Origin of the sequence: Corynebacterium variabile (assembly GCF_006539825.1) — a bacterium.
Lineage (GTDB): Bacteria > Actinomycetota > Actinomycetes > Mycobacteriales > Mycobacteriaceae > Corynebacterium > Corynebacterium variabile.
Map to the genome: position 1 here is coordinate 95,491 of NZ_BJNT01000008.1, position 20,808 is coordinate 116,298.

17 protein-coding genes are annotated in these 20,808 nt (G+C 67.3%); 6 read left to right on the top strand and 11 right to left on the bottom strand.

Features of this window, described 5'->3' with window-relative positions; genetic code table 11:
• Nucleotides 1–225: 225 nt before the first annotated feature.
• Nucleotides 226–1,650, bottom strand: coding sequence for a cysteine--tRNA ligase (cysS, locus tag CVA01_RS05840; protein ID WP_141329345.1), 1,425 nt, complete (start codon nucleotides 1,648–1,650; stop codon nucleotides 226–228).
• A 24-nt stretch (nucleotides 1,651–1,674) separates the two neighbouring features.
• Here cysS and CVA01_RS05845 point away from each other — a divergent pair, with 24 nt between their 5' ends.
• A complete protein-coding gene (locus CVA01_RS05845; protein ID WP_141329347.1) occupies nucleotides 1,675–2,541 on the top strand; it encodes a fumarylacetoacetate hydrolase family protein in 867 nt (288 codons plus the stop codon).
• 70 nt (nucleotides 2,542–2,611) lie between these two features.
• On the top strand, nucleotides 2,612–3,223 hold the full coding sequence (locus CVA01_RS05850) for a neocarzinostatin apoprotein domain-containing protein (RefSeq protein WP_014009052.1): 612 nt from the start codon (nucleotides 2,612–2,614) through the stop codon (nucleotides 3,221–3,223).
• 48 nt (nucleotides 3,224–3,271) lie between these two features.
• On the opposite strand, the gene CVA01_RS05855 is transcribed toward CVA01_RS05850, so the two are convergent.
• Nucleotides 3,272–3,856 carry a CarD family transcriptional regulator gene (locus CVA01_RS05855; RefSeq protein ID WP_041629784.1) on the bottom strand — a complete coding sequence of 195 codons (585 nt, stop codon included), beginning with the start codon at nucleotides 3,854–3,856 and terminating at the stop codon, nucleotides 3,272–3,274.
• 144 nt (nucleotides 3,857–4,000) lie between these two features.
• Here CVA01_RS05855 and CVA01_RS05860 point away from each other — a divergent pair, with 144 nt between their 5' ends.
• Both CVA01_RS05860 and radA read left to right on the top strand, forming a co-directional pair.
• Entirely contained in the window at nucleotides 4,001–4,606 is a 606-nt protein-coding gene (locus tag CVA01_RS05860; RefSeq protein ID WP_244938171.1) for a hypothetical protein, read from the top strand.
• A 97-nt stretch (nucleotides 4,607–4,703) separates the two neighbouring features.
• Nucleotides 4,704–6,158, top strand: coding sequence for a DNA repair protein RadA (radA, locus tag CVA01_RS05865; protein ID WP_014009049.1), 1,455 nt, complete (start codon nucleotides 4,704–4,706; stop codon nucleotides 6,156–6,158).
• Between the two features lie 22 nt (nucleotides 6,159–6,180).
• Here radA and CVA01_RS05870 read toward each other — a convergent pair whose 3' ends face one another.
• Nucleotides 6,181–6,903: a hypothetical protein gene (locus CVA01_RS05870; protein ID WP_141329350.1), complete on the bottom strand. Its 723-nt coding sequence runs from the start codon at nucleotides 6,901–6,903 to the stop codon at nucleotides 6,181–6,183.
• Nucleotides 6,904–7,009: 106 nt separating this feature from the next.
• On the bottom strand, nucleotides 7,010–7,690 hold the full coding sequence (locus tag CVA01_RS05875) for a carbonic anhydrase (RefSeq protein ID WP_014009047.1): 681 nt from the start codon (nucleotides 7,688–7,690) through the stop codon (nucleotides 7,010–7,012).
• 92 nt (nucleotides 7,691–7,782) lie between these two features.
• Between CVA01_RS05875 and CVA01_RS05880 the strand changes: the two genes are divergently transcribed.
• Nucleotides 7,783–8,751 carry an iron-sulfur binding domain-containing protein gene (locus CVA01_RS05880; RefSeq protein ID WP_141329352.1) on the top strand — a complete coding sequence of 323 codons (969 nt, stop codon included), beginning with the start codon at nucleotides 7,783–7,785 and terminating at the stop codon, nucleotides 8,749–8,751.
• A 45-nt stretch (nucleotides 8,752–8,796) separates the two neighbouring features.
• Here CVA01_RS05880 and CVA01_RS05885 read toward each other — a convergent pair whose 3' ends face one another.
• Nucleotides 8,797–11,421 carry an ATP-dependent Clp protease ATP-binding subunit gene (locus tag CVA01_RS05885; RefSeq protein ID WP_141329354.1) on the bottom strand — a complete coding sequence of 875 codons (2,625 nt, stop codon included), beginning with the start codon at nucleotides 11,419–11,421 and terminating at the stop codon, nucleotides 8,797–8,799.
• A 345-nt stretch (nucleotides 11,422–11,766) separates the two neighbouring features.
• Between CVA01_RS05885 and CVA01_RS05890 the strand changes: the two genes are divergently transcribed.
• On the top strand, nucleotides 11,767–13,545 hold the full coding sequence (locus CVA01_RS05890; protein WP_141329356.1) for an AMP-binding protein: 1,779 nt from the start codon (nucleotides 11,767–11,769) through the stop codon (nucleotides 13,543–13,545).
• Nucleotides 13,546–14,071: 526 nt separating this feature from the next.
• On the opposite strand, the gene CVA01_RS05895 is transcribed toward CVA01_RS05890, so the two are convergent.
• The 6 genes from CVA01_RS05895 to CVA01_RS05920 all read right to left on the bottom strand — a co-directional run bounded on the left by CVA01_RS05895 (nucleotide 14,072) and on the right by CVA01_RS05920 (nucleotide 20,804).
• Nucleotides 14,072–15,277: an acyl-CoA dehydrogenase family protein gene (locus tag CVA01_RS05895; protein ID WP_141329358.1), complete on the bottom strand. Its 1,206-nt coding sequence runs from the start codon at nucleotides 15,275–15,277 to the stop codon at nucleotides 14,072–14,074.
• Between the two features lie 28 nt (nucleotides 15,278–15,305).
• Nucleotides 15,306–16,724 carry an acyl-CoA dehydrogenase family protein gene (locus tag CVA01_RS05900; protein WP_141329360.1) on the bottom strand — a complete coding sequence of 473 codons (1,419 nt, stop codon included), beginning with the start codon at nucleotides 16,722–16,724 and terminating at the stop codon, nucleotides 15,306–15,308.
• 151 nt (nucleotides 16,725–16,875) lie between these two features.
• On the bottom strand, nucleotides 16,876–18,504 hold the full coding sequence (lysS, locus tag CVA01_RS05905; RefSeq protein WP_141329362.1) for a lysine--tRNA ligase: 1,629 nt from the start codon (nucleotides 18,502–18,504) through the stop codon (nucleotides 16,876–16,878).
• 71 nt (nucleotides 18,505–18,575) lie between these two features.
• Nucleotides 18,576–19,433: a hypothetical protein gene (locus tag CVA01_RS05910; protein WP_141329364.1), complete on the bottom strand. Its 858-nt coding sequence runs from the start codon at nucleotides 19,431–19,433 to the stop codon at nucleotides 18,576–18,578.
• Nucleotides 19,423–19,809 carry a hypothetical protein gene (locus CVA01_RS05915; protein WP_141329366.1) on the bottom strand — a complete coding sequence of 129 codons (387 nt, stop codon included), beginning with the start codon at nucleotides 19,807–19,809 and terminating at the stop codon, nucleotides 19,423–19,425. The genes CVA01_RS05910 and CVA01_RS05915 overlap by 11 nt, the downstream gene beginning before the upstream one ends.
• A 431-nt stretch (nucleotides 19,810–20,240) precedes the next feature.
• The gene (locus CVA01_RS05920; RefSeq protein ID WP_014009036.1) at nucleotides 20,241–20,804 is read right to left on the bottom strand and encodes a GNAT family N-acetyltransferase; all 564 of its coding nucleotides are present in this window, start codon (nucleotides 20,802–20,804) and stop codon (nucleotides 20,241–20,243) included.
• Nucleotides 20,805–20,808: the final 4 nt, after the last annotated feature.

Here is a 20,808-nt window from a genome sequence, read left to right on the forward strand (position 1 = left end):
TACTTTTGCTGACCTCCTCCTGCCTGCCTTCGCCTGCTGTTCCTCCCAGCCTTCGCGCTACCCCCGTGCAGCATGTCTGCGACACTCACAAAATCCCGGTTCAGTGGCACAGCAGGCACGAAAAGTGAGTGCCGCAGACATGAAGCCCCTCACCGCACGCTGGCGGGGAGGGGCTTCGGCGCAGAGGGGCTCAGCAGTAAGGAACGGGACGCAGCGGCTGTACGGCTACCCCAGCGACCAGGTCGCCCCGTCGGCGGAGTCCGCGACGGCGATACCGGCGTCCTTCAGGCGGTCACGCACGGCGTCCGCGGTAGCCCAGTCCTTCTCCGCACGCGCGGTCGCCCGGCGCTCCAGCTCCGCCTTGACCAGCACGTCGAGTGCACCGATGGCCTCGTCGGACGCCCCGGCGCCGATGCCCTGACCACGACCCTTCGAGTCCTCCCCGGCCCAGGTGTCCGACAGCGGGTCCACCCCGAGGACGCCCATCATCGCGCGCACCTCACCGGCGATCCGCTGCACCGCGGCAGTGTCACCGGCGTCGAGGGCGGCATTGCCCTCGCGCACGGCGTCCTGGATGACGGCGAGCGCGGTCGGCACGCCGAGGTCGTCGTCGAGGGCCTCCTCGAACGCCGGACGCCAGGCCCCGGCCACCACAGCTTCAGCACCCAGCAGTTCAACAGCCCGGTCGAGGAACTTCTCGATCTTCCGGAAGCCGGCGGCGGCATCCTGCAGGGCCTTCTCCGAGTACTCCAGCATGGAACGGTAGTGCGCCGAGCCGAGGTACCAGCGCAGCTCGATCGGCCGCACCTGGGTCAGCACGTTCGGCACGGAGAGTACGTTGCCCAGGGACTTGGACATCTTCTCCCCCGACATGGTCACCCAGCCGTTGTGCATCCAGTGGTTGGCGAAGGCGTCCCCGGCGGCATGCGCCTGGGCGGCCTCGTTCTCGTGGTGCGGGAACTGCAGGTCCATGCCACCGGCGTGGATGTCGAAGGCACCGCCGAGGTACTTGTTCGACATCGCCGAGCACTCGATGTGCCAGCCGGGGCGGCCGAAGCCCCACGGGGTCTCCCAGCCGGGCTCGCCGGGCTTGGCGGCCTTCCACATCGCGAAGTCGCGCGGATCCTCCTTGCCGGGGGCGGCGTCCTCACCCTGGTCGAGCTCGTCGAGCTTCTGGTGCGACAGGAAGCCGTAGTCCGGCACCTGCGCGGTCCGGCAGTACACGGACCCGTCCTCGGTGGCGTAGCCGAGACCGTTGTCGATGATCCGTCGGATGTAGGCGATCATCTCCGGGACATGCCCGGTCGCGCGCGGCTCGATGGACGGCGGGGTGACGCCCAGCAGGTCGTAGGCGCGGGTGAAGGCGCGCTCGTGGGTCGCGGCCCACTCCCACCAGGGGCGGTTGTTCTCGGCGGACTTGGCGAGGATCTTGTCGTCGATGTCGGTAACATTGCGGACGAAAGCGACGTCGAGCCCCTTGGCCGCCAGCCAGTTGCGCAGGATGTCGAAGGCGACACCGGAACGCACGTGCCCGATGTGCGGGATGGACTGCACGGTCGCACCACACAGGTAGACCGAGGCATGCCCCTCCTGCAGCGGAACGAAGTCACGGAGTTCACGGGTCGCGGTATCGAAGATGCGCAGAGTCACACCGTCATTGTAGGAGAGAAGCAGATGAAACTTGCCACAGCCCGGATCGACGACGCAGGAACCGTCGCCACCGTCCTCGTCGATGACGCGGACGCCACCACCGTCACCGGACGCATCGTGGAGCGCTGCGATCTCGGCACCCTGCTCTCCAAGACGCCCGGTGACCTCACCGCGAAGGTGGACACCGGCCTACGCCGCGACGGCGCAGAGGTCACCCTGGACCCCGCCGATCTCCTCCCGCTGATCCCCCGGCCCGGTAAGGCACTGTGTGTCGGACTGAACTACCGGGAACACATCGTGGAGATGGGGCACCCGGTCCCCGACCATCCGACCCTGTTCGCCAAGTTCGCCACGGCCCTGACCGGTCCATTCGCCGAGGTCACCGTGCCGGAGCACCTCGCGGCGAAGGCGGACTACGAGGGTGAGCTGGTGGTCGTCATCGGACGCCGCCTGCCCGGTGCAGTCGGGGGCGCCTCCGAGGAGGAGGCGCGCGACGCCATCGCCGGCTACGCCGTCGGCAACGACTTCTCACAGCGGGACTGGCAGTACCGCACCCAGCAGTGGCTGCAGGGCAAGAACCTCGACGCCTCCTCCGCCCTGGGGCCGTGGCTCACCACAGACGTCGACCCGGTGGCCGAAGGTGCGGTGCTGCGCACCTGGGTCAACGGGGAGCTCCGCCAGGAGCACTCCACCACCGATCTGGTGTTCAAGCCGGTGGACCTGGTGCGCTACATCTCCGAGTTCACGACCCTGGAGGCGGGCGACGTCATCATCACCGGCACCCCCGAAGGCGTGGGTGCCGGTTCCGACCGTTTCCTCGCAGACGGCGATGAGGTCACCGTGGAGATCGACGGACTGGGTTCGGTGAAGACGACCGTCCGCATCGGGTGATTTTGCTAGGGTCAGCTAAGAACTGACGTCTACCGTCGAGCACCTGACATCCTTTCCAAGGAGAATGCCGATGACCCCCCTGACCCTCCGCTCACCTCTCGTCCGCCGCTCCGCTGCGGTCGCTGCCGCGGCCGTCCTCAGCCTCGGACTCGCCGCCTGCTCCGACGACGAAAGCCCCGAGGACGCCAACGAGCGAGCCGCACAGGCTGCCGAGGAGGCACTCTCCGAGCTCAACCAGGAAGTGGAGGAGGACGCCGGCTCTGCCGACGACTCCGCCGAAGAGACTCCCGCCAATGACCCGGGCGAACCGCAGATCACCGCGGACAAGACCCAGGACCTCGCGGACGGCGACACGATCACCGTCACGGTCCGCGGTCTCGACGTCGAGGGCGGCTACTACGTGGGCATCTGCAAGGCCGGGACCGGGGCGGACGCCGCGGGCGAGGGCGGGGCCCCCGACTGCACCGGAGACCGTGAGGACTCGAAGTGGATCACCGCCGAAGGGTCGGACCGGGGCACCGACCACGTCGACGCCGACGGTGACGCCGAGGTCGAACTCACGGTCTCCGAACAGGGCGACGCGGTGGACTGCTCCACCGACAAGTGCGTCCTCAAGATCTTCGGAGACCACACCAACGGCTTCCGCGAGGTGGGCGAAGCGCCGGTCAGCTTCGCGTCCTGATTCCCGGATCCCCCACCCCGGACCTGCGCCCGGGGTTCTTCTGTCAGGTCAGTCTTCGTCGAGCTCGTCGTCGAGATCGACGGTGTGCTTCGGGTCCTCACCCGCGGCCTCCGCGGCACGCTTGGCGGCAGCGGCCTCACGGTGACGGATCACCGCGGTCTCGAGCCAGCCGATGACCTCGTCGGACTTCTTGTCGTCGACACCTTCTGCGAGCGCAAGCTCACCGACGAGGACCTGGCGCGCCTTGGCGAGCATGCGCTTCTCACCGGCGGACAGGCCGCGGTCCTGGTCACGGCGCCACAGGTCGCGGACGACCTCGGCGACACGGTTGACGTCGCCGGAGGCGAGACGCTCCTGGTTGGCCTTGTAGCGACGGGACCAGTTGCCCGCCTCCTCGACATCGGTCTCACGCAGGACCGAGAAAACCTTCTGCAGACCCTCTTCACCGACGACATCGCGCACGCCGACGAGCTCTGCGTTGGCGGCCGGGACCTTCACCAGGAGATCACCCTGGAGGATCCGCAGGACGAGGTAGTCGACGCTCTGACCCTTGAACTCCCGCTGCTCGATTCCCTTGACCTCTGCGGCACCGTGGTGGGGGTAGACGACAACGTCCCCGATGTTGAACTCCATGACGCGCAAGTCTACCACCGCGCTGCCCCCTCCCTCCCCCTCCAGGGCTGCTTCAGTGGGGTACTGAGTAGGTAACCGTGGTCCGCAGGGGCTATTCTGGACGCCGACTGCAGTACGACGTATGCCTCAATGGAGGAGAAGACAGTGAAGCACCTGAAGTCCCCCGCCGCCCGCGGCGCGCTCGCCCTGGTCGCCGGTTCCGCGGCACTGGCCCTCACCGCCTGCGGTGCCGGCCAGATCTCGCAGACCGCGAACCAGGTCCCCGCCGTGAACGGCACCAACGGAGAGGTCGGCGACGCCGTCGTCCGCGACGTCAGCCTGGTCATCCAGGAGGACAACTCGGTGGCGCTGAAGTTCAACGCCTCCAACCAGGCCATCCAGGACAACCCCGTCACGCTGTCCGGCGTGAAGGTCCAGGACGCGTCCTTCAACCTCGGTGGCTCCAAGTCCATCGACGGTCGTTGCAATCTGGTGGCGGACTCCGAGCAGGGTCTGAAGGACATGCGTGCCGATGACGCCGAGAAGGCCCTCGGCGACGCCTCCTGCACCGAGTACCTGCCGACCACCGTCGAGGGCGAGGACTTCTTCCCGGGCGCGTCCCGCACCGTCACCTTCACGTTCGACGAGGGTGACATCGAGATCAACGCCCCGATCGTCTCCTACTGCGCGGAGGCCGGTTCCCTGCACCGCGACCAGGACGGCATCACCAAGGCCGGCGACGACCTCGCCGACCTGCCCGAGCAGCACTGATCCTCCGCCGGGACGATCGCCCGGTTATCGAACGCGCGTTCCCCTCAATCGGGGAGCGCGCGTTTTCGACGTCCGGGCCCCCTATAGGCTGTCGTCCATGGCGAAGAAGTCCCCCGGCTACGAATGCTCCTCCTGCGGTCACCGTGTGTCCAAGTGGGTGGGCAAGTGTCAGTCCTGCGGTGAGTGGGGCACCGTGGAAGAACTCTCCCCCGCCGCCGTGGCGGTGACTTCCGGGGCGTCAGGCAGGTCGGGGAAGAGCAGTGCTGTCTCCCTGTCCGGTCTGACCCCGACCTCACCGGCCAGGAAGGTCACCGACATCGACCCCTCCGGTGCGGTGCACCGGCCCAGCGGCATCGGCGAGCTCGACCGTGTCCTCGGTGGTGGTGTGGTGCCCGGCAGTGCGGTCCTGCTCGCCGGTGAGCCCGGCGTCGGCAAGTCCACGCTCCTGCTGGAGGTCGCGAACCGGTGGGCCAGGCAGGACCGCAGCGTCCTCTACATCACCGCCGAGGAGTCGGTCGGGCAGGTCCGCCAGCGCGCCGGACGCACCGACGCACTGTCCGCGAACCTCTGGCTCGCCGCAGAGCACGACCTGGAGACCGCGCTGGGGCAGATCGAGGTGACCCGCCCGGAGCTCGTCATCGTCGATTCCCTGCAGACCCTGCACGCCACCGGTGTGGAGGGAGTCGCCGGCGGTGTGGCGCAGACCCGGGCGGTCGCCGCCACGCTCACGACCTTCGCCAAGACCACGGGGATCCCGGTGCTGCTCGTCGGCCACGTGACCAAGGACGGGGCGGTCGCCGGCCCCCGCACCGTCGAGCACCTGGTGGATGTGGTCCTCCAGTTCGAGGGTGACCGGCACAGTGCGCTGCGTTTCCTCCGGGGACAGAAGAACCGGTTCGGCGCCACCGACGAGGTCGGGTGTTTCGAGCAGACCTCCGACGGGATCCGGGAGGTCCCCGACCCCTCCGGTCTCTTCCTCAACCAGCGGGACGAGCCGGTCTCCGGGACAGCGGTCACCGTGATCATGGACGGACGCCGTGCCATGCCCGGGGAGATCCAGACACTCGCCATGGAGACGGAGATGAGCAACCCGCGGCGTGTGGTCACCGGTATCGACACGGGTCGCGTCGCCACCATTCTCGCGGTCCTCGCGCGCCGCGCGGGCATCGACCTGATGGGTCATGAGGTCTATGCGGCGACCGTCGGCGGCATGAAGATCAGTGAACCTGCGGCGGACCTGGCGACCGCACTGGCGCTGGCATCCACCCGGCATGACAAGGTGCTGCCGGACGGCCTGGTCGCGGTCGGCGAGCTCGGACTGGGTGGCGAGGTCCGGCGTGTCCCGGATCTGCGGCTGCGACTGTCCGAGGCTGCCCGGCTGGGGTTCACCTCGGCGATCGTCCCGGCGTCCACCAGGGACGCTGACCGCGTGCGGGTGAAGGGACTCCGCATCATCCCGGTGAGGACGCTGGGAGAGGCGCTGGACCAGCTCGGCCTGGCGAAGGAGGCCCGGCGGAAGTACCCGGAGCGGCGGAAGAAGGACAGGGACTGACCGGCGTCAGAGGTCTCCCCGGTCAGGCAAGGTTGAAGGTGGCAGGTTCGGAGACCTTGTCACCGAGGTGGCCGTAGAGGAGGAAGGCACCGGTGCCGGCGTCCGCCCGGTCGGCGCACTGATCGGGTGCGGAGGTGGTCCGGGACCAGCCGTTGAGGGCGAAGTTACGGGACTCACCTGCGGCAAGGTCGATGTCCTCGGTGGCGGTGGGCTCGTTGCAGTCGGTGTCACCCCAGATCCGCTCATAGCTGGCGAGATTGAAGACCTCGAAACTCATGGGGTTCGCCTCGAGGTCGACCGTGCAGTCCGCCTCGGAGTTGTTGGTGACCGACATGATGAAGTCCGGCAGCTGACCGCCGGCGTAGGTCGGGGCGCCGGAACGGACCTCCAGCCGGAGGTCGTCGACGTTGCAGGTGCCGGTCGGCTCGGCGGTCCGGGACTCTGAGGGGTCGGCCCCCTCGCTCTCCTCGGAGGACGCGCCGGAAGACCCGGAAGTCTCAGACGTCGATGCACTCGACGAGGCGTCGGCGGACCCGGTGGCGGATTCAGACGGTGCGGCGGAAGCCGAACTCGTCGAGCTGTCCGCAGCGGTCTCCGAACTGTCGCCTCCCCCTCCGGTGATGGCGCGGACGATCAGCACCAGTACCAGGACAAGCACCAGCAGCCCCACACCGGCGGCGATGCGTCGGCGACGGTAGATCTCCGGGGGCAGAGGGCGGTTGTACTGGTTCGAGGGCTGACTCACGGATCCCAGTGTATCCAGCCGTTGACCGTGAACCCTGTCACGACACGGGCCGGACTCAGTTCATACTCAGTCCTGCTCAGTCCTGCTCGGTGTCAGTCAGTCCCGCTCAGTTCAGGGGCTGGGCGGGGACTCCGTCGATCTCCAGTCCGTAGTTCACGACCGGCTCGGTGAGCCCGTCGGACAGCCGGTAGCGCATACCGACGACACCCACGGTGCCGTCCTTGAGTCGCTGGGCGATCTGCGGCGAACGGTCCACGACGTGCTCGGCAATCTCCACGACATGGTGCTTCTCGAAGTCCTCGGTGGTGTCTCGGCCCTCGGCACGGGCAGCGAGCAGCGAGGGGGTGACCTTCTCGACGAGGACGCGCTGGAAGCCGGCGGGCATTTCACCGGTCTCCAGCGCCTTCTGTGCCGCTCCCACTGCACCACAGCTCTCGTGGCCCAGCACCACGACCAGCGGGACGCCCAGACCGACGACGGCGAACTCGAGGGACGCCAGCACGGAGAGGTCAGTGATCTCACCCGCGGTTCGGATGACGAAGAGGTCGCCGAGGCCCTGGTCGAAGATGATCTCGACGGGGACCCGGGAGTCCGAACAGGCCAGCACCACGGCGAAGGGGCGCTGACCGGAGGTCATCAGTTCGCGCCGGTCGTGGTCCTGGCGGGGGTGGGCGGGATCCTCGGTCATGAACCGGGCGTTCCCGCGTTGAAGAGTCTCGAGAGCCCCCTGCGGGATGTAGCGGGAGTCGAAGCTCGTAGGTGTCTGTTCGATGGGCATGAAGACCATTCTGCCACCGCACGACGTCATGCGCTGACCGGGAGTACCCGCTCCACGGCAGGTTGGCCCGCACACCCGTGGTGCGGCACAGTAGAACGATCATGACTGCACCTGTATCCGTCAACCGCGAGCACACCGGGCACACCAGCCTCGGGTCGCTCCTCAACGACTGGTTTCACCGCACGGCGCGTCCACTGCCCTGGCGTGAACCCGGCACCACCCCCTGGGCGATCCTGCTCAGCGAGATCATGTCGCAGCAGACCCCGGTCGCCCGGGTTGAACCGCTGTGGCGACAGTGGACGGAACGCTGGCCCACCCCCGCGGATCTGGCGGACGCCCCGGTCGACGAGGTACTGCGGGCCTGGGCGAACCTCGGTTACCCGCGGCGGGCACTTCGACTGCGGGACTGCGCCCGTGCGATCGTGGAACGCCACGACGGTGTTGTCCCCTCGGACGTCGCCGAGCTGCTCGCACTGCCCGGCGTCGGCGGGTATACGGCCCGCGCTGTCGCCGCCTTCGCCTTCGGCTCGGTGGTCCCGGTGGTGGACACGAACGTCCGCCGCGTCCAGCGGCGCATCGTCCAGGGTGAGTACCTGCAGGGGGCGGCGAAGGCCCGCGATCTCGCCGACGTCGCGGATCTGATGCCCTGGGTCGACGATGATCCTGACCTGGTCAAGCGGGGCTACACCAGTCCGCTGCACGACCGGTCACGCCGCGACGAGGCGTTGGGGATGTGTTCCTCCCTCATGGAGCTCGGCGCGGTCGTCTGCACGGCACGGTCCCCCCGCTGCGGCGAGTGCCCGGTCTCCTCCCGCTGCCGGTGGTTGGCGCTGGGGCGGCCCGAACCTTCCGATGCGGCAAAGGCGGAGGCGAAGCGCCGGGTGCAGAAGTTCGAGGGCACTGACCGCCAGGTCCGTGGCCGGATCATGGCGGTGCTCCGCGAACAGGGCACGGCGGAGAGTTTCCCTGACTCGGGCCCGGATGCCGCCCAGCGCGACCGCGCCCTGGCGTCCCTCCTGGCCGACGGCCTGGTCGAACAGCACGACGGGGGCTACCGCTTACCGCGGTAGCCCCCGTCGGGGTGGGACCGTCAGGATGACGACCCGCCGGTGACGCTACTGGGCGTCGCCGGTGTCGGCGCCGGCATCCGCCGTGGCGTCGGCGGTCTCGGCCTCGTCCTCGACTTCGGGGATGACGACCGGAGCCGGCTTCGGCCTGGACCCGAAGACGAAGGTCGCACCCTCGGTCCGGGGGCCGCCGTCCCAGTTGTCGGCGTCGACGGTGACGATCTCGCCGGAGGCCACGTTGCCGAAGAGGATCTCCTCGGACAGGTGGTCCTCGATCTCGCGCTGGATCGTGCGACGCAGCGGGCGGGCACCGAGCACCGGGTCGAAGCCACGCTTGGCCAGCAGGTCCTTCGCCTTGTCGGACACCTCCAGGGCCATGTCCTTGTCGGACAGTGCCTTACGCAGCCGACCGAGCAGCAGGTCGACCATCTCGACGATCTGTGCCTGGGTGAGCTGGTGGAAGACCACGATGTCGTCGATACGGTTGAGGAACTCCGGGCGGAAGTGCTTCTTCAGCTCGTCGTTGACCTTCGACTTCATCCGGTCGTACTGACCCTTCTCATCCGACTCGCCGGTCGAGGAGAAGCCCATGCCGACGGCCTTCGAGATGTCCCTGGTGCCGAGATTCGAGGTGAAGATCAAAACCGTGTTCTTGAAGTCCACGACCCGACCCTGACCGTCGGTGAGACGGCCTTCCTCGAGCACCTGCAGCAGGGTGTTGTAGATCTCGGAGTGAGCCTTCTCGATCTCGTCGAACAGGACCACGGAGAACGGCTTGCGGCGCACCTTCTCGGTGAGCTGGCCACCCTCGTCGTAACCGACGTATCCGGGGGGAGCGCCGAAGAGGCGGGACGCCGTGAACTTGTCGTGGAACTCACCCATGTCGATGGAGATGAGCGAATCCTCGTCGCCGAAGAGGAACTCGGCGAGCGCCTTGGACAGCTCCGTCTTACCGACACCGGACGGGCCGGCGAAGATGAAGGAACCGGAGGGACGCTTCGGGTCCTTCAGGCCGGCACGGGTACGGCGGATCGCGCGGGAGACCGCCTTGACGGCGTCCTCCTGCCCGATGATCCGCTCGTGCAGCTCGTCCTCCATGTGGAGCAGACGGGTGGTCTCCTCCTCGGTGAGCTGGACGACGGGGATACCGGTCCAGGCACCGAGAACCTCGGCGATCTCCTGCTCACCGATCTCGGCGACGTCGTCGAGTTCACCGGCGCGCCACTGCTTCTCCTTCTCGGCGCGCTCCTCGGAGAGCTGACGCTCGTCGTCGCGCAGGGACGCTGCCTTCTCGAAGTCCTGGTCGTCGATCGCGGCTTCCTTGGCCCGACGGACCTCGGCGATCTTGTCGTCGACGTCCTGGATCGCCTTCGGCGCGGTCATCCGCCTGATACGCATACGGGCGCCGGCTTCGTCGATGAGGTCGACGGCCTTGTCCGGTAGGAAACGGTCGTTGATGTACCGGTCGGACAGACGTGCGGCGGCGGCGAGCGCACCGTCGGTGATGGACACACGGTGGTGCGCCTCGTAGCGGTCGCGCAGACCCTTGAGGATCTCGACGGTCATCTCGACGCTCGGCTCCGGCACCTGGACGGGCTGGAAACGACGCTCGAGGGCAGCGTCCTTCTCGATGTGCTTGCGGTACTCGTCGAGCGTGGTGGCGCCGATGGTCTGCAGCTCACCACGGGCCAGCTTCGGCTTGAGAATGCTGGCGGCGTCGATCGCACCCTCAGCGGCACCCGCACCGACGAGGGTGTGGATCTCGTCGATGAACAGGATGATGTCACCGCGCTGGTTGATCTCCTTGAGCACCTTCTTCAGGCGCTCCTCGAAGTCACCGCGGTAGCGGGAACCGGCGACGAGGGAACCGAGGTCCAGCGAGTAGAGCTGCTTGTCCTTCAGGGTCTCGGGGACCTTGCCGTTGACGATGTCGAGGGCCAGGCCCTCGACGACGGCCGTCTTACCGACGCCGGGCTCGCCGATGAGCACCGGGTTGTTCTTGGTACGGCGTGAGAGCACCTGCATGATGCGCTCGATCTCCTTGCCGCGACCGACCACCGGATCAAGCTTGCCGTCCTTGGCAGCCTGGGTCAGGTTGCGGCCGAACTGGTCGAGGACCAGGGAGTTCGACTTCTGACCGGGCTTGCCGCTCGGAGCGGACGGGGCACCGTCGCCGGGACCGACACCGGCACCTGCCGGCTCGTCGGAGGCCTGCTCACTCTCGGGCTCGCCACCCTCGTAACCGGACAGCAGCTGAATGACCTGCTGGCGGACGCGGGACAGGTCAGCACCGAGCTTGACCAGGACCTGGGCGGCGACGCCCTCACCCTCGCGGATCAGACCGAGCAGGATGTGCTCGGTTCCGATGTACTTGTGTCCGAGCTGCAGAGCCTCGCGCAGGGCGAGCTCCAGCACCTTCTTCGCACGCGGGGTGAAGGGGATGTAGCCGCTCGGCGGGTGGCCACCGGTACCGATGATGTCCTCGACCTCGGTACGGACAGCCTCCAGGGAGATTCCCATGGATTCCAGGGCCTTGGCGGCGACGCCCTCACCCTCGTGGATCAGACCGAGCAGGATGTGCTCGGTACCGATGTAGTTGTGGTTGAGCGCGCGGGCTTCCTCCTGCGCCAGCACGACGACGCGCCGCGCCCGGTCAGTGAACCTCTCGAACATGAGCTCTCCCTTACTCGCGGGGTCGGATTTGGGCACCACCTTAGTGACTTCACGACCCGCCGTTGACTCACTATGGACAACGCTCGGTCTCTGCCGGGTGTTCCCGACCCCCACTGCGGCCCGGCAGTCCATATACACGCAGGTCATCACACATTTATCCGATCCGGAAGTGGGCTGTACGCCGTCAGCGAACAGGGCGGATCAGTGCTCACTTCCGCAAAAGCAAGTAATCCGGCGATTCCGGACATTTTTATCTGTAACCTGGATTACATGAGGGCGTCCCAGCCGCCGCCCGTCACGATTGACCACCGGGTACACCCCGCAACACCAGAGAGAAGGACCACCATGAGCGGATCCGATCCCGCCGTCACCCTCAAGGAACTCCCGAAGCTCGCTGAAGGAACCCTGCCCCTGTTCAAGTCCGGCGTCCTAGGTCTGATGGGACCGCTGGCGATGGGTAAGGCACTGAAGTCCATCTACCAGTGGTCCTTCACCCCTGCCGGACTGCTGTCCCTCGGCGCCGCCCAGGATCCGTACCACACCGCCATCATCGACGACGCCGGCTCGATCACCTACAGTGAGCTCCACGACCAGACGAACAAGCTGGCCCAGGCCCTGTACCGCACCGGCGTCCGTGAACGCGACAAGATCGGCATGCTGAGCCGCAACCACCGCGGCTTCCTCATGACCTTGTGCGCCCACGGTCGCCTCGGCACCGACATCGTCCTGTTCAACACCGGTGCCTCCGCGTCCCAGACCCGCGCAGTCATGAAGGAGCAGAAGATCGACCTCCTCTTCATCGACGAGGAGTTCATCCCGCTGCTGCCCAAGGGCTTCGACGAGTGCCCGGTCATCATCAACTGGGAGGAGAACCACGACACCGCCGCGGCCCCCCTCTCTGACGAGGAGAAGGAGCGCAAGGCCGCCGCCGGCTACGACGTCATCGAGTACGCCTCTAATGTCGCCGAAGCCACCGAGTCCGAGGACCACGCAGTGCGCAATCCGCAGTGGCCCACGCTCACCGAGGTCCTCCGCACCTCCCCCGGTACCGAGAAGATCCCGGGCCACCCGCGCCGCGGCCGGACCATCATCCTCACCTCCGGCACCACCGGCACCCCGAAGGGCGCGCGCCGCCCGGAGCCGAAGACCTACCTGCCGGCGTCCTCGATCATGTCGCGCATCCCGCTGAAGCACCACCGCGGCTACTACGTGCCGGCCCCGATGTTCCACCTCTGGGGCTTCTGCCAGATCCAGCTGGGTCTGGCCCTGCGCGCCACCTTCATCCTGCAGCGCAAGTTCAATCCGCGGGACGCCGTGAAGCTCATCGAGGCGAACCGTCCGGACACCATCGCCATCGTCCCGACGCAGCTGCGTCGCCTGCTCGAGGCTGTGCCGGAGAACTTCTCCCCCGGCGTCCGCAACATCGTCGCCTGCGGCGAAGCTCTGCCGGCCCGCGTCATCCGCGACACCCACGAGAAGTTCGGCCAGGTGCTCTACAACCTCTACGGCTCCACCGAGGTCTCCTGGGCGTCCATCGCCCAGCCCCAGGAGCTGGAGGCGCACCCGACGACCGCCGGCAAGGCTCCGATGGCGACCACCCTCAAGGTCGTGGACGAGCACGGCAACGATGTCCCCGAGGGCGAGGTCGGACGCGTCTTCGTCGGCAACGACCTGCTCTTCGACGGTTACACCCGCCCCGGCGTGGACAAGGAGAACCTGCACGGTCTGGTCTCCACCGGTGACCTCGGCTACTTCAAGGACGGTCTGTTCTACCTGGCCGGACGCAGCGACGACATGATCGTCTCCGGTGGCGAGAACGTCTACCCGATGGAGGCCGAGGACGTCATCTCCGACATGCCGGAGGTCTACGAGGTCGCCGTCCACGGTGTCGCCGACCCGGACTTCGGTCAGGCCCTGGCCTGCTACGTCGTGCTCAACGAGGGCGAGTCCGAGGAAGGCTTCGCCGAGAAGGCCAAGCTCGCGGTGAAGGCCAAGCTGGCCCGCCATAACGTTCCCCGCTACTTCGTGTTCATGGATGTCCTGCCCCGCAACGCGGTCGGCAAAATCGTCCCGCGTGAGCTGCCGAAGATCGACAACGGCACGGACGAGGAGGACGCCGCGTAGGTCCCGTCCCACCCCGGGAGTCCCCGGGCACTGCGCCGAAAGACCCGATCCCCAGGTCACCGGAACTTCTCCGGAACGACCTGGGGATCGGGTTTTCCTGTGGTCCGGTCCCCACCTGTCCTCCCCTATCGCCTACTTCCGCCTACTCCCGCCTACTTCCGCCTACTTCCCTCCCTTCAGCGGCAGCGGTAAGTGCACAGCGGCAGTTCCTCCTGTCATCTCAGGCGGCCCGGGCGACAGGAGGAGATGCCGGAGCAACGGACCGGATGCCGGGGCGCATCGTCCCCGCGTCTCTGGACGGACATCCGAGGCTCCAGATCTGCGTCAGGCACGGATCCGGGCTTCCGTGCCACAGAAGCGCGGATCTGTGCCTGACTCAGAAGTGCTGAAACATGATGCTCCCCCGGTCCGGATCGGCGCACAGCCTGTTCGACGGGTCCGGCATCCGTGACATGCGGAAGCGGCCCCCGCTCACCGTGACGGTGACCGGAGGCCGCTGCGTATGACGCGTCCTGCGTCCCGCCTGCTACTTCAGCTGGCTGGAGGACAGGTTCAGCTCGCGACGGGCGACGACGAGCTGCTGGATCTGCTGGGTGCCCTCGAAGATGTCGAGGATCTTGGAGTCACGGGCCCACTTCTCGAGCAGGGAGCGCTCGGAGTAACCGAAGGAACCGGCGAGCTCGACCGCGCGCAGGGTCAGCTCGGTCGCCATGCGACCGGCCTTCGCCTTGCACTCGGAAGCTTCCTTGTTGTTCGGCTGCTTGTTGTCTGCCATCCAGGCGGCCTTCAGGGTCAGCAGGTAGGCGGCTTCCCAGTCAGCCTCGAGGCGGATGTACTCGGAGGCGGCGGCGGTCTGGTTCCAGGCCGGGGCGTCGTAGTCGATCTCGATGCCGGCCTCGGTGAGGATCTCACGCAGCTTCTCGAGGGAGGCGCGGGCGACACCGATGGCCATACCGGCGACCAGCGGACGGGTGTTGTCGAAGGTCGCCATGGCACCGGCGAAGGACTTCTTGGTGTCGATCTCCGGGGTGCCCAGGAGGTTCGCCTTCGGCACACGGACGTTGTCCAGGATGAAGTGGGCGGTGTCCGAGGAACGGATGCCCAGCTTGTGCTCCAGGCGGACCAGGTCGAACCCCGGGGTGTCGCGCGGGACAAGGAAGGACTTGATGGCGGCGCGGCCGGCGGACTTGTCGAGGGACGCCCACACGACGACGTGGTCGCAACGCTCACCGGCGGTCACGAAGATCTTCTCACCGTTGAGAATGTAGTCGTCACCGTCCTCCTTGGCGGTGGTGGCTACGGCGGCGGAGTCGGAACCGAACTGCGGCTCGGTGATGGCCATCGCGGCCCAGACCTTGCCGAAGCGCTCGAGCTGCTCATCGGAGGCGACGGCGGCGACGGCGGCGTTGCCGAGACCCTGGTACGGGAGAGACAGGGTCAGTCCCACGTCGCCCCAGCAGGTCTCGATGACGTTGACGAGGGACGCCATGTTGCCGCCGTTGCGGACACCGGTGTCCTTCTTCTTGTCACCGCGGCCACCGGAGGCGCCGGCCATGTCGCCGCCACCGTCAGTCATGCCCTCGACGAGGGATGCCATGGTGTCGAGCTCGACGGGGCGCTCGTGCTCGGCGAGATCGTACTTGCGGGAAATCGGGCGGAAGATCTGGGCTGCGGCCTGGTGCGCCTGGTTGGCAGTCGCCCGCAGCTTCTTCGGGAGTTCGAGGTTGATCATTTCTTATGCTCCTTCGAGTGGTTGCGGACTAGAGGACGACGACGCCCTCGGCGACACCGACGGCACGCAGGTCGCGGTACCACCGCTCGACCGGGTGCTCCTTGGTGAAGCCGTGGCCGCCGAGCAGCTGGACGCCGTCGGAACCGATCTGCATGCCCTTGTCAGCGGCGAAGCGGCGGGCGAGCCCGGCCTCACGGTTGAAGGAGCGGCCCTGGTCGAGGCGGGAGACGCCACGGTAGGTGATCAGCTGGAGGGCATCGAGTTCGATGCGGATGTTGGCGACCATGAAGGCGACGGCCTGGCGGTTGGCGATCGGCTCGCCGAAGGCGGTGCGCTCCAGGACGTAGGGTTTGACGTACTCGAGAACGGCCTCGGAAGTGCCGGTGGCCAGCGCAGCCCAGCCGAGGCGGGCGCGGCGGATGATCTCGGTGTAGTTCTCGCCACGGGTGTCGGCGTCGAGGTCGGCACCACCCAGGAGGTTGGAGGCCGGGACCTTGACGTCCTTCAGCAGGACGCGGCCCAGGGACGCGGCGCGCAGACCCATGGACGGGTCAGCTTCGACGACGACGCCCTCGGTGGAGGACTCGACGATGGCGAAGGTGTTCACACCGTCGAGGTCGACAGCGATGACGAAGAGCTCGGCGGACCCCGCGTTGGGGACCATGGTCTTCACACCGTTGATGACAATGTCGTCACCCTCGCGCTTGGCGGTGGTCTGCAGGACGAAGGGGTCGAACAGTGCACGCTGCTCGTTGACGATGACCGCGGAGACCGGGACGTTCTCGCCGGAGAACTCCGGCAGGTAGGTCTTCTGCTGGGCGTCGTCACCGTAGTTGGTGATGGTGTTGGCGACACCGGCCGGAGCCAGGATCGCGACAGCCTGGCCCATGTCACCGAAGGCCAGGGCCTCGGCGACCATGGCACCGGTGGTGGCGGCGGACTCGGTGGCGAGTCCCTCGTACTCCTCCGGGAGGTTGATCAGGGAGATACCGAGCTCGGCGGCGGCGGCGAGCACCTCGGCGGAGGTGACGGCGGCCTCGTTGGCGTCGGCTGCGACAGGGCGGAGCTGGTCCTCGGCGAACTCGCGGACAGCGCCGACGAGCATCTCCTGGTCCTCGGACGGAGTGAGGTCGAAAAGGACCTTCGCCGGCTTGGAGGACTCAGCGGCGACGTCCCCCTCAGCGGCGTCGGTGGGCTGGTTCTCCAGGCGGACCGGCTTGCCGGAGCCCTTGGACTTCTTGAACTGGCGGTTGATGGCACCGAGGGTGCGCATTCCACCCTTGGTGGACTCGTAGGCCACGCGGTCGACCTTTTCACCGAGACCGTACTTCTGCGCGAGGTCGGAACCGGTGAAACGGGTCAGCACCCGCATCACGGCGCCGGTGGCGTCGCGCTTGATGGTGTTCAGGCCGGGCGTGGAGTCGTTCCGCTTGCTTCGGTCGCTCATGGCGGGCAGCTACCTTTCGCTGTCTGGGACAGTGACGGATGAATAGTGATGAATTCATCATAGCCATGTGCCATGACCCGCGTCACATTTCTACCGGCAGTGCCGGAGATCACATCGCAAAAGGCGCCCCCGCCCGGGGGAAAATATTTCGTCAGGAACGTTCTGGCTTGACCATCGGGAAGAGCACGGTCTCACGGATTCCGAGGCCGGTCAGGGCCATGAGAAGTCGGTCGATGCCCATGCCGTTGCCGGAGGTCGGCGGCATTCCCTGCTCCATCGCGGCGAGGAAGTCCTCGTCGAGCACCATGGCCTCATCGTCGCCGTCGGCGGCCAGGCGGGCCTGGTCCTCGAAGCGCTCACGCTGGATGACCGGGTCGACAAGCTCGGAGTAGCCGGTGGCCAGCTCGAAGCCACGGACGTAGAGGTCCCACTTCTCGGCCACACCGGGCTTGGAACGGTGCTGACGGGTCAGCGGGGAGGTCTCCACCGGGAAGTCGCGGACGAAGACGGGCCCGTAAAGCTGGTCCTCGCACAGGTACTCCCAGATCTCCTCGACGAGCTTGCCGTGTCCCCAGCCACCCTTCGGCGGGACAACCAGGCCGATGTCCTCGGCCAGTGCCTTGAGCTCCTCGACGGTGGAATCGATGGTGACTTCAGCGACCGCGGTCTGCTCCGGGAACTTCCGGCCCAGCGCCTCGTTGAGGGAGGGGTACATCTCCATGACACGCCACTCGCCGCCGAAGTCGTATCCGGTGCCGTCGACGAGCGTGACGGTGGTGGAACCGAAGACCTCGACCGCGATCTCCTGGATGATGTCGTGGATCAGCTGCGCACCGGTGTCGTAGGTGCCGTACGCCTGGTAGGTCTCCAGCATGGCGAACTCCGGGGAGTGGGAGGAGTCCACGCCCTCATTGCGGAAGTTGCGGTTGACCTCGAAGACCTTGTCGATGCCGCCGACCACGCAGCGCTTGAGGTAGAGCTCCGGGGCGATGCGCAGGTAGAGGTCGATGTCGAGGGCGTTGGAGTGCGTCTCGAAGGGGCGTGCGGCGGCACCGCCGTGCAGGGTCTGCAGCATCGGGGTCTCGACTTCGAGGAAGCCGCGGCGCTCCAGGGCGTTGCGCAGTGCACGCATGACCTTGATACGGGTCATGGCGTTGGTGCGGGCCTGTTCGCGCATGATGAGGTCGGTGTAGCGGTGGCGGATGCGGGTGTCCTCGCTGAGCTCCTTGTGCGCGACCGGCAGCGGACGCAGCGACTTGGAGGCCATGGACCAGGAGTCGGCCATCACGGAGAGCTCACCGCGCTTCGAGGCCACGACCCGGCCGTGGATGAAGACGATGTCGCCGAGGTCGACGATGGCCTTCCACTCCGCCAGGGCGCCCTCGCCGACCTCGGCGAGCGACAGCATGGCCTGCAGCTGGGTGCCGTCGCCGTCCTGGATGCGGGCGAAGGCGAGCTTGCCGGTGTTGCGCACGAAGATGACGCGACCGGCGATGCCGACCTGCTGGTCGGTCTCGTCGCCGGGTTCCAGGTAGGTCACGCCGTCGACGCGCTCGACGGCGGCCGCTTCGTCCTCGTCCTTCGGCAGGACGACGTAGGACGAGACGATCTCGGCCAGGCCGTGGGTGCGGGGGACCTCCACGGGGTAGGGGTCCTGCCCGTCGGCGATCAGCCGGTCACGCTTGCCGAGGCGGACCTGGACCTGCTCGGGAAGGTCGTTCGCGGCATCCGCTACGGGGGCCGCCTGCTGGCTCTGGCTGGGGTTCTTCGCGTCAGTCACGGTGATCCAGCCTACTGCATGGCAGGTGGGCCGCGGCATCCCGGGACCAGGCAGGACGCGACGGCCCCTGTCTAGTCGGCGCCCTCGGCGTCTCCGTCTTCGGCCGGATCGTCGAGCAGGCCACGGTGGAAGATCTCGCCCCGACCCCGTCGCCGATTCCGGGACGCGGACGTCGGGCATTCATCCAGCCTCTCCCAGCTGACGCTGAGATACTTCCGGTGATCACCGGTTCCCCGGACCAGGAGACCTGTCCCGAGGTGGAGGTACACCTCCTCGTCGCGAGCCGTCCGGGTGAAGACAGGCAGGTAGTCCGCATTGCAGTGATGCGCCGTCAGCACAACCCCACCCGGGAAAAGCACCTTATATCGCCCGCCGCTCCCACCGCCGAAGGTGACCCGGACGAAATCCTTACCGGAGAAGTCACCCGTCGGCAGGTCGCCGGGAGCAACTCCGCCGGTGGTACCGTGCCCCGGCGCGTCGGTGTCGCACTCCCTTTCCTGGTCATGTGCCCGCGGCAGGAGCAGCCTTAGGTCAACTCCGCGGAAGAGTCCGTCAGTGGTCTTCGGTGATTCGCCACCCTCCCAGAAGGGGTTGATGATGGCGCGGGCGAACACCTGGCCGTTCTCGTCGACCCTTGCACAGATGAGCACCCCGGAGTACGGGACGTACTGGACCAGCCCGCGACGGGATTCACCGGCGAACTCGGCGACCTGCTCGGGAGAATGGTTCCACCCTCGCACGGCGACCCCGTCGATGTGCGTCCGGAAATGTCCCTCACCGAGGTCCTCCAGTTCCACCGAACGACATCGTTCCGGGAAGTGGTCGAGGTACTCCGAGGTCAGGCGGGCTTGGATGAAGTGGGCGGTATGCCCGGCGCGGTAGCTCGGACACCCGTACTTGCCGCGTTCACAGACGTCGTTACCGGTCATCGCGCATCTCCTGACGGGACGCGGCGCGGTCGGCGGCGCAGGAGCCGGCCTTGCCCCAGGCGGGGAGCAGGACGGTGCCGGCGTTCCCGTTGCTGTTGCCGTCGACCCACCGGACGAGCGCGGCGAAGTCGGGGACGTGGACCACCTCCCCCAGCACGGAGTCGCGGGCGATCTCGGTGACGAGATCGTGGTCATGGTTCCAGCCGAGGCGGGTCTGCCCGTCGATCTTGGTCTCGAACCAGCCGGCGCCGAGGTCGGTCACCGTGACGGCGTGGCACCGCTCCGGGTAGTGGCGGGCGAAGTCGGTGATCTGACGGCCCTGGATGTAATGGACACTGTGGCCGGGGGTGTGCAGGGTGCAGTGCGTTGAACGCATGGCGCTCCTTGGATTCGCAGTTTCCTCGTGGACCGACGGTCCGCGGGGCTGATCTCTCTCGGGGGGCACCGATGTACGCGACACGGTTGCCAGTCACTGATTCCGTCCGGAGCCGGGCGATCTCCGCGGTTCCCGTCGGGACGGGAACCGAGGACCGCTCAGTGAGCTTCTTGATCAACGTCCACGACGATAGCACCACCTAGACCAAGCTGTCTATTAATCAGCGGAAGAGCGTCCGTCAGGCACTTGACCCTGACACGGTGACAGGGTCTTGACTGGGACCATGACCGCAAACCCGATCCAGAATATGAACCGCCTGTCCAGTGCATAGACCACCGAGGACGCCGACACCCGGCTGCGCGCCACCCTCGCCGCCGGCACCGACGACGAGGTCGCCCGCACCGCGGGTTACCTGCTGAAGCGGTGACCGGTCAGGCGTCCCCGTCGAGACGTGAGAAAATGTCGAGGTCGTTCCACTGACCTCGCAGGTATTCGGCGTCCCGCAGTGTCCCCTCACGGTGGAAGCCGGCGGACAGCGCCACCCTGCAGGACGCCGTGTTCTCCGGGTTCGCCTTGATCTGCACCCGGTGCACCCCGTAGTCGAAGAGGAACTCGGTGATCAGCGCGACCACCGCGGTCATCAGCCCCCGGCCGCGGAGGTGCGGTGCCGTCGTATACCCCAGTTCGACCACAGCCCCGGACCGGTTGACCAGCCGGACCTCCAGGGTCCCGCCGAAGTGCCAGGCGTTATCCGGGTCGTCGACGATCCAGAGCAACGCCTCCGGGTTGTAGAGCATCGACCGGAGGAACAGGGCGGCGTCCTCCCGGGAGTAGTTCTCCGGAAGGTGGGTGAACTCGATCGACCCGGCGTCCCGTGAGGAAACGACGAGACCGTCCAGGTCGGCGTCGACCGGTGCGCGCAGCCGGAGCGTCCCCCCGTCGGGCAGATCGCCGACAACATCGGAGGACGGCAGCGGCCACGCGAAACCTGTCATACTC

Excerpts from the sequence above, each read along its gene's own strand:
- CVA01_RS05890 (WP_141329356.1), top strand. The coding sequence starts at position 11,767 with ATGAGCGGATCCGATCCCGCCGTCACCCTCAAGGAACTCCCGAAGCTC.
- CVA01_RS05885 (WP_141329354.1), bottom strand. The coding sequence starts at position 11,421 with ATGTTCGAGAGGTTCACTGACCGGGCGCGGCGCGTCGTCGTGCTGGCG.
- CVA01_RS05900 (WP_141329360.1), bottom strand. The coding sequence starts at position 16,724 with ATGAGCGACCGAAGCAAGCGGAACGACTCCACGCCCGGCCTGAACACC.
- CVA01_RS05895 (WP_141329358.1), bottom strand. The coding sequence starts at position 15,277 with ATGATCAACCTCGAACTCCCGAAGAAGCTGCGGGCGACTGCCAACCAG.
- CVA01_RS05880 (WP_141329352.1), top strand. The coding sequence starts at position 7,783 with ATGACTGCACCTGTATCCGTCAACCGCGAGCACACCGGGCACACCAGC.
- radA (WP_014009049.1), top strand. The coding sequence starts at position 4,704 with ATGGCGAAGAAGTCCCCCGGCTACGAATGCTCCTCCTGCGGTCACCGT.
- CVA01_RS05915 (WP_141329366.1), bottom strand. The coding sequence starts at position 19,809 with ATGCGTTCAACGCACTGCACCCTGCACACCCCCGGCCACAGTGTCCAT.
- CVA01_RS05920 (WP_014009036.1), bottom strand. The coding sequence starts at position 20,804 with ATGACAGGTTTCGCGTGGCCGCTGCCGTCCTCCGATGTTGTCGGCGAT.
- CVA01_RS05845 (WP_141329347.1), top strand. The coding sequence starts at position 1,675 with ATGAAACTTGCCACAGCCCGGATCGACGACGCAGGAACCGTCGCCACC.
- CVA01_RS05875 (WP_014009047.1), bottom strand. The coding sequence starts at position 7,690 with ATGGTCTTCATGCCCATCGAACAGACACCTACGAGCTTCGACTCCCGC.
- CVA01_RS05855 (WP_041629784.1), bottom strand. The coding sequence starts at position 3,856 with ATGGAGTTCAACATCGGGGACGTTGTCGTCTACCCCCACCACGGTGCC.
- CVA01_RS05910 (WP_141329364.1), bottom strand. The coding sequence starts at position 19,433 with ATGACCGGTAACGACGTCTGTGAACGCGGCAAGTACGGGTGTCCGAGC.
- CVA01_RS05850 (WP_014009052.1), top strand. The coding sequence starts at position 2,612 with ATGACCCCCCTGACCCTCCGCTCACCTCTCGTCCGCCGCTCCGCTGCG.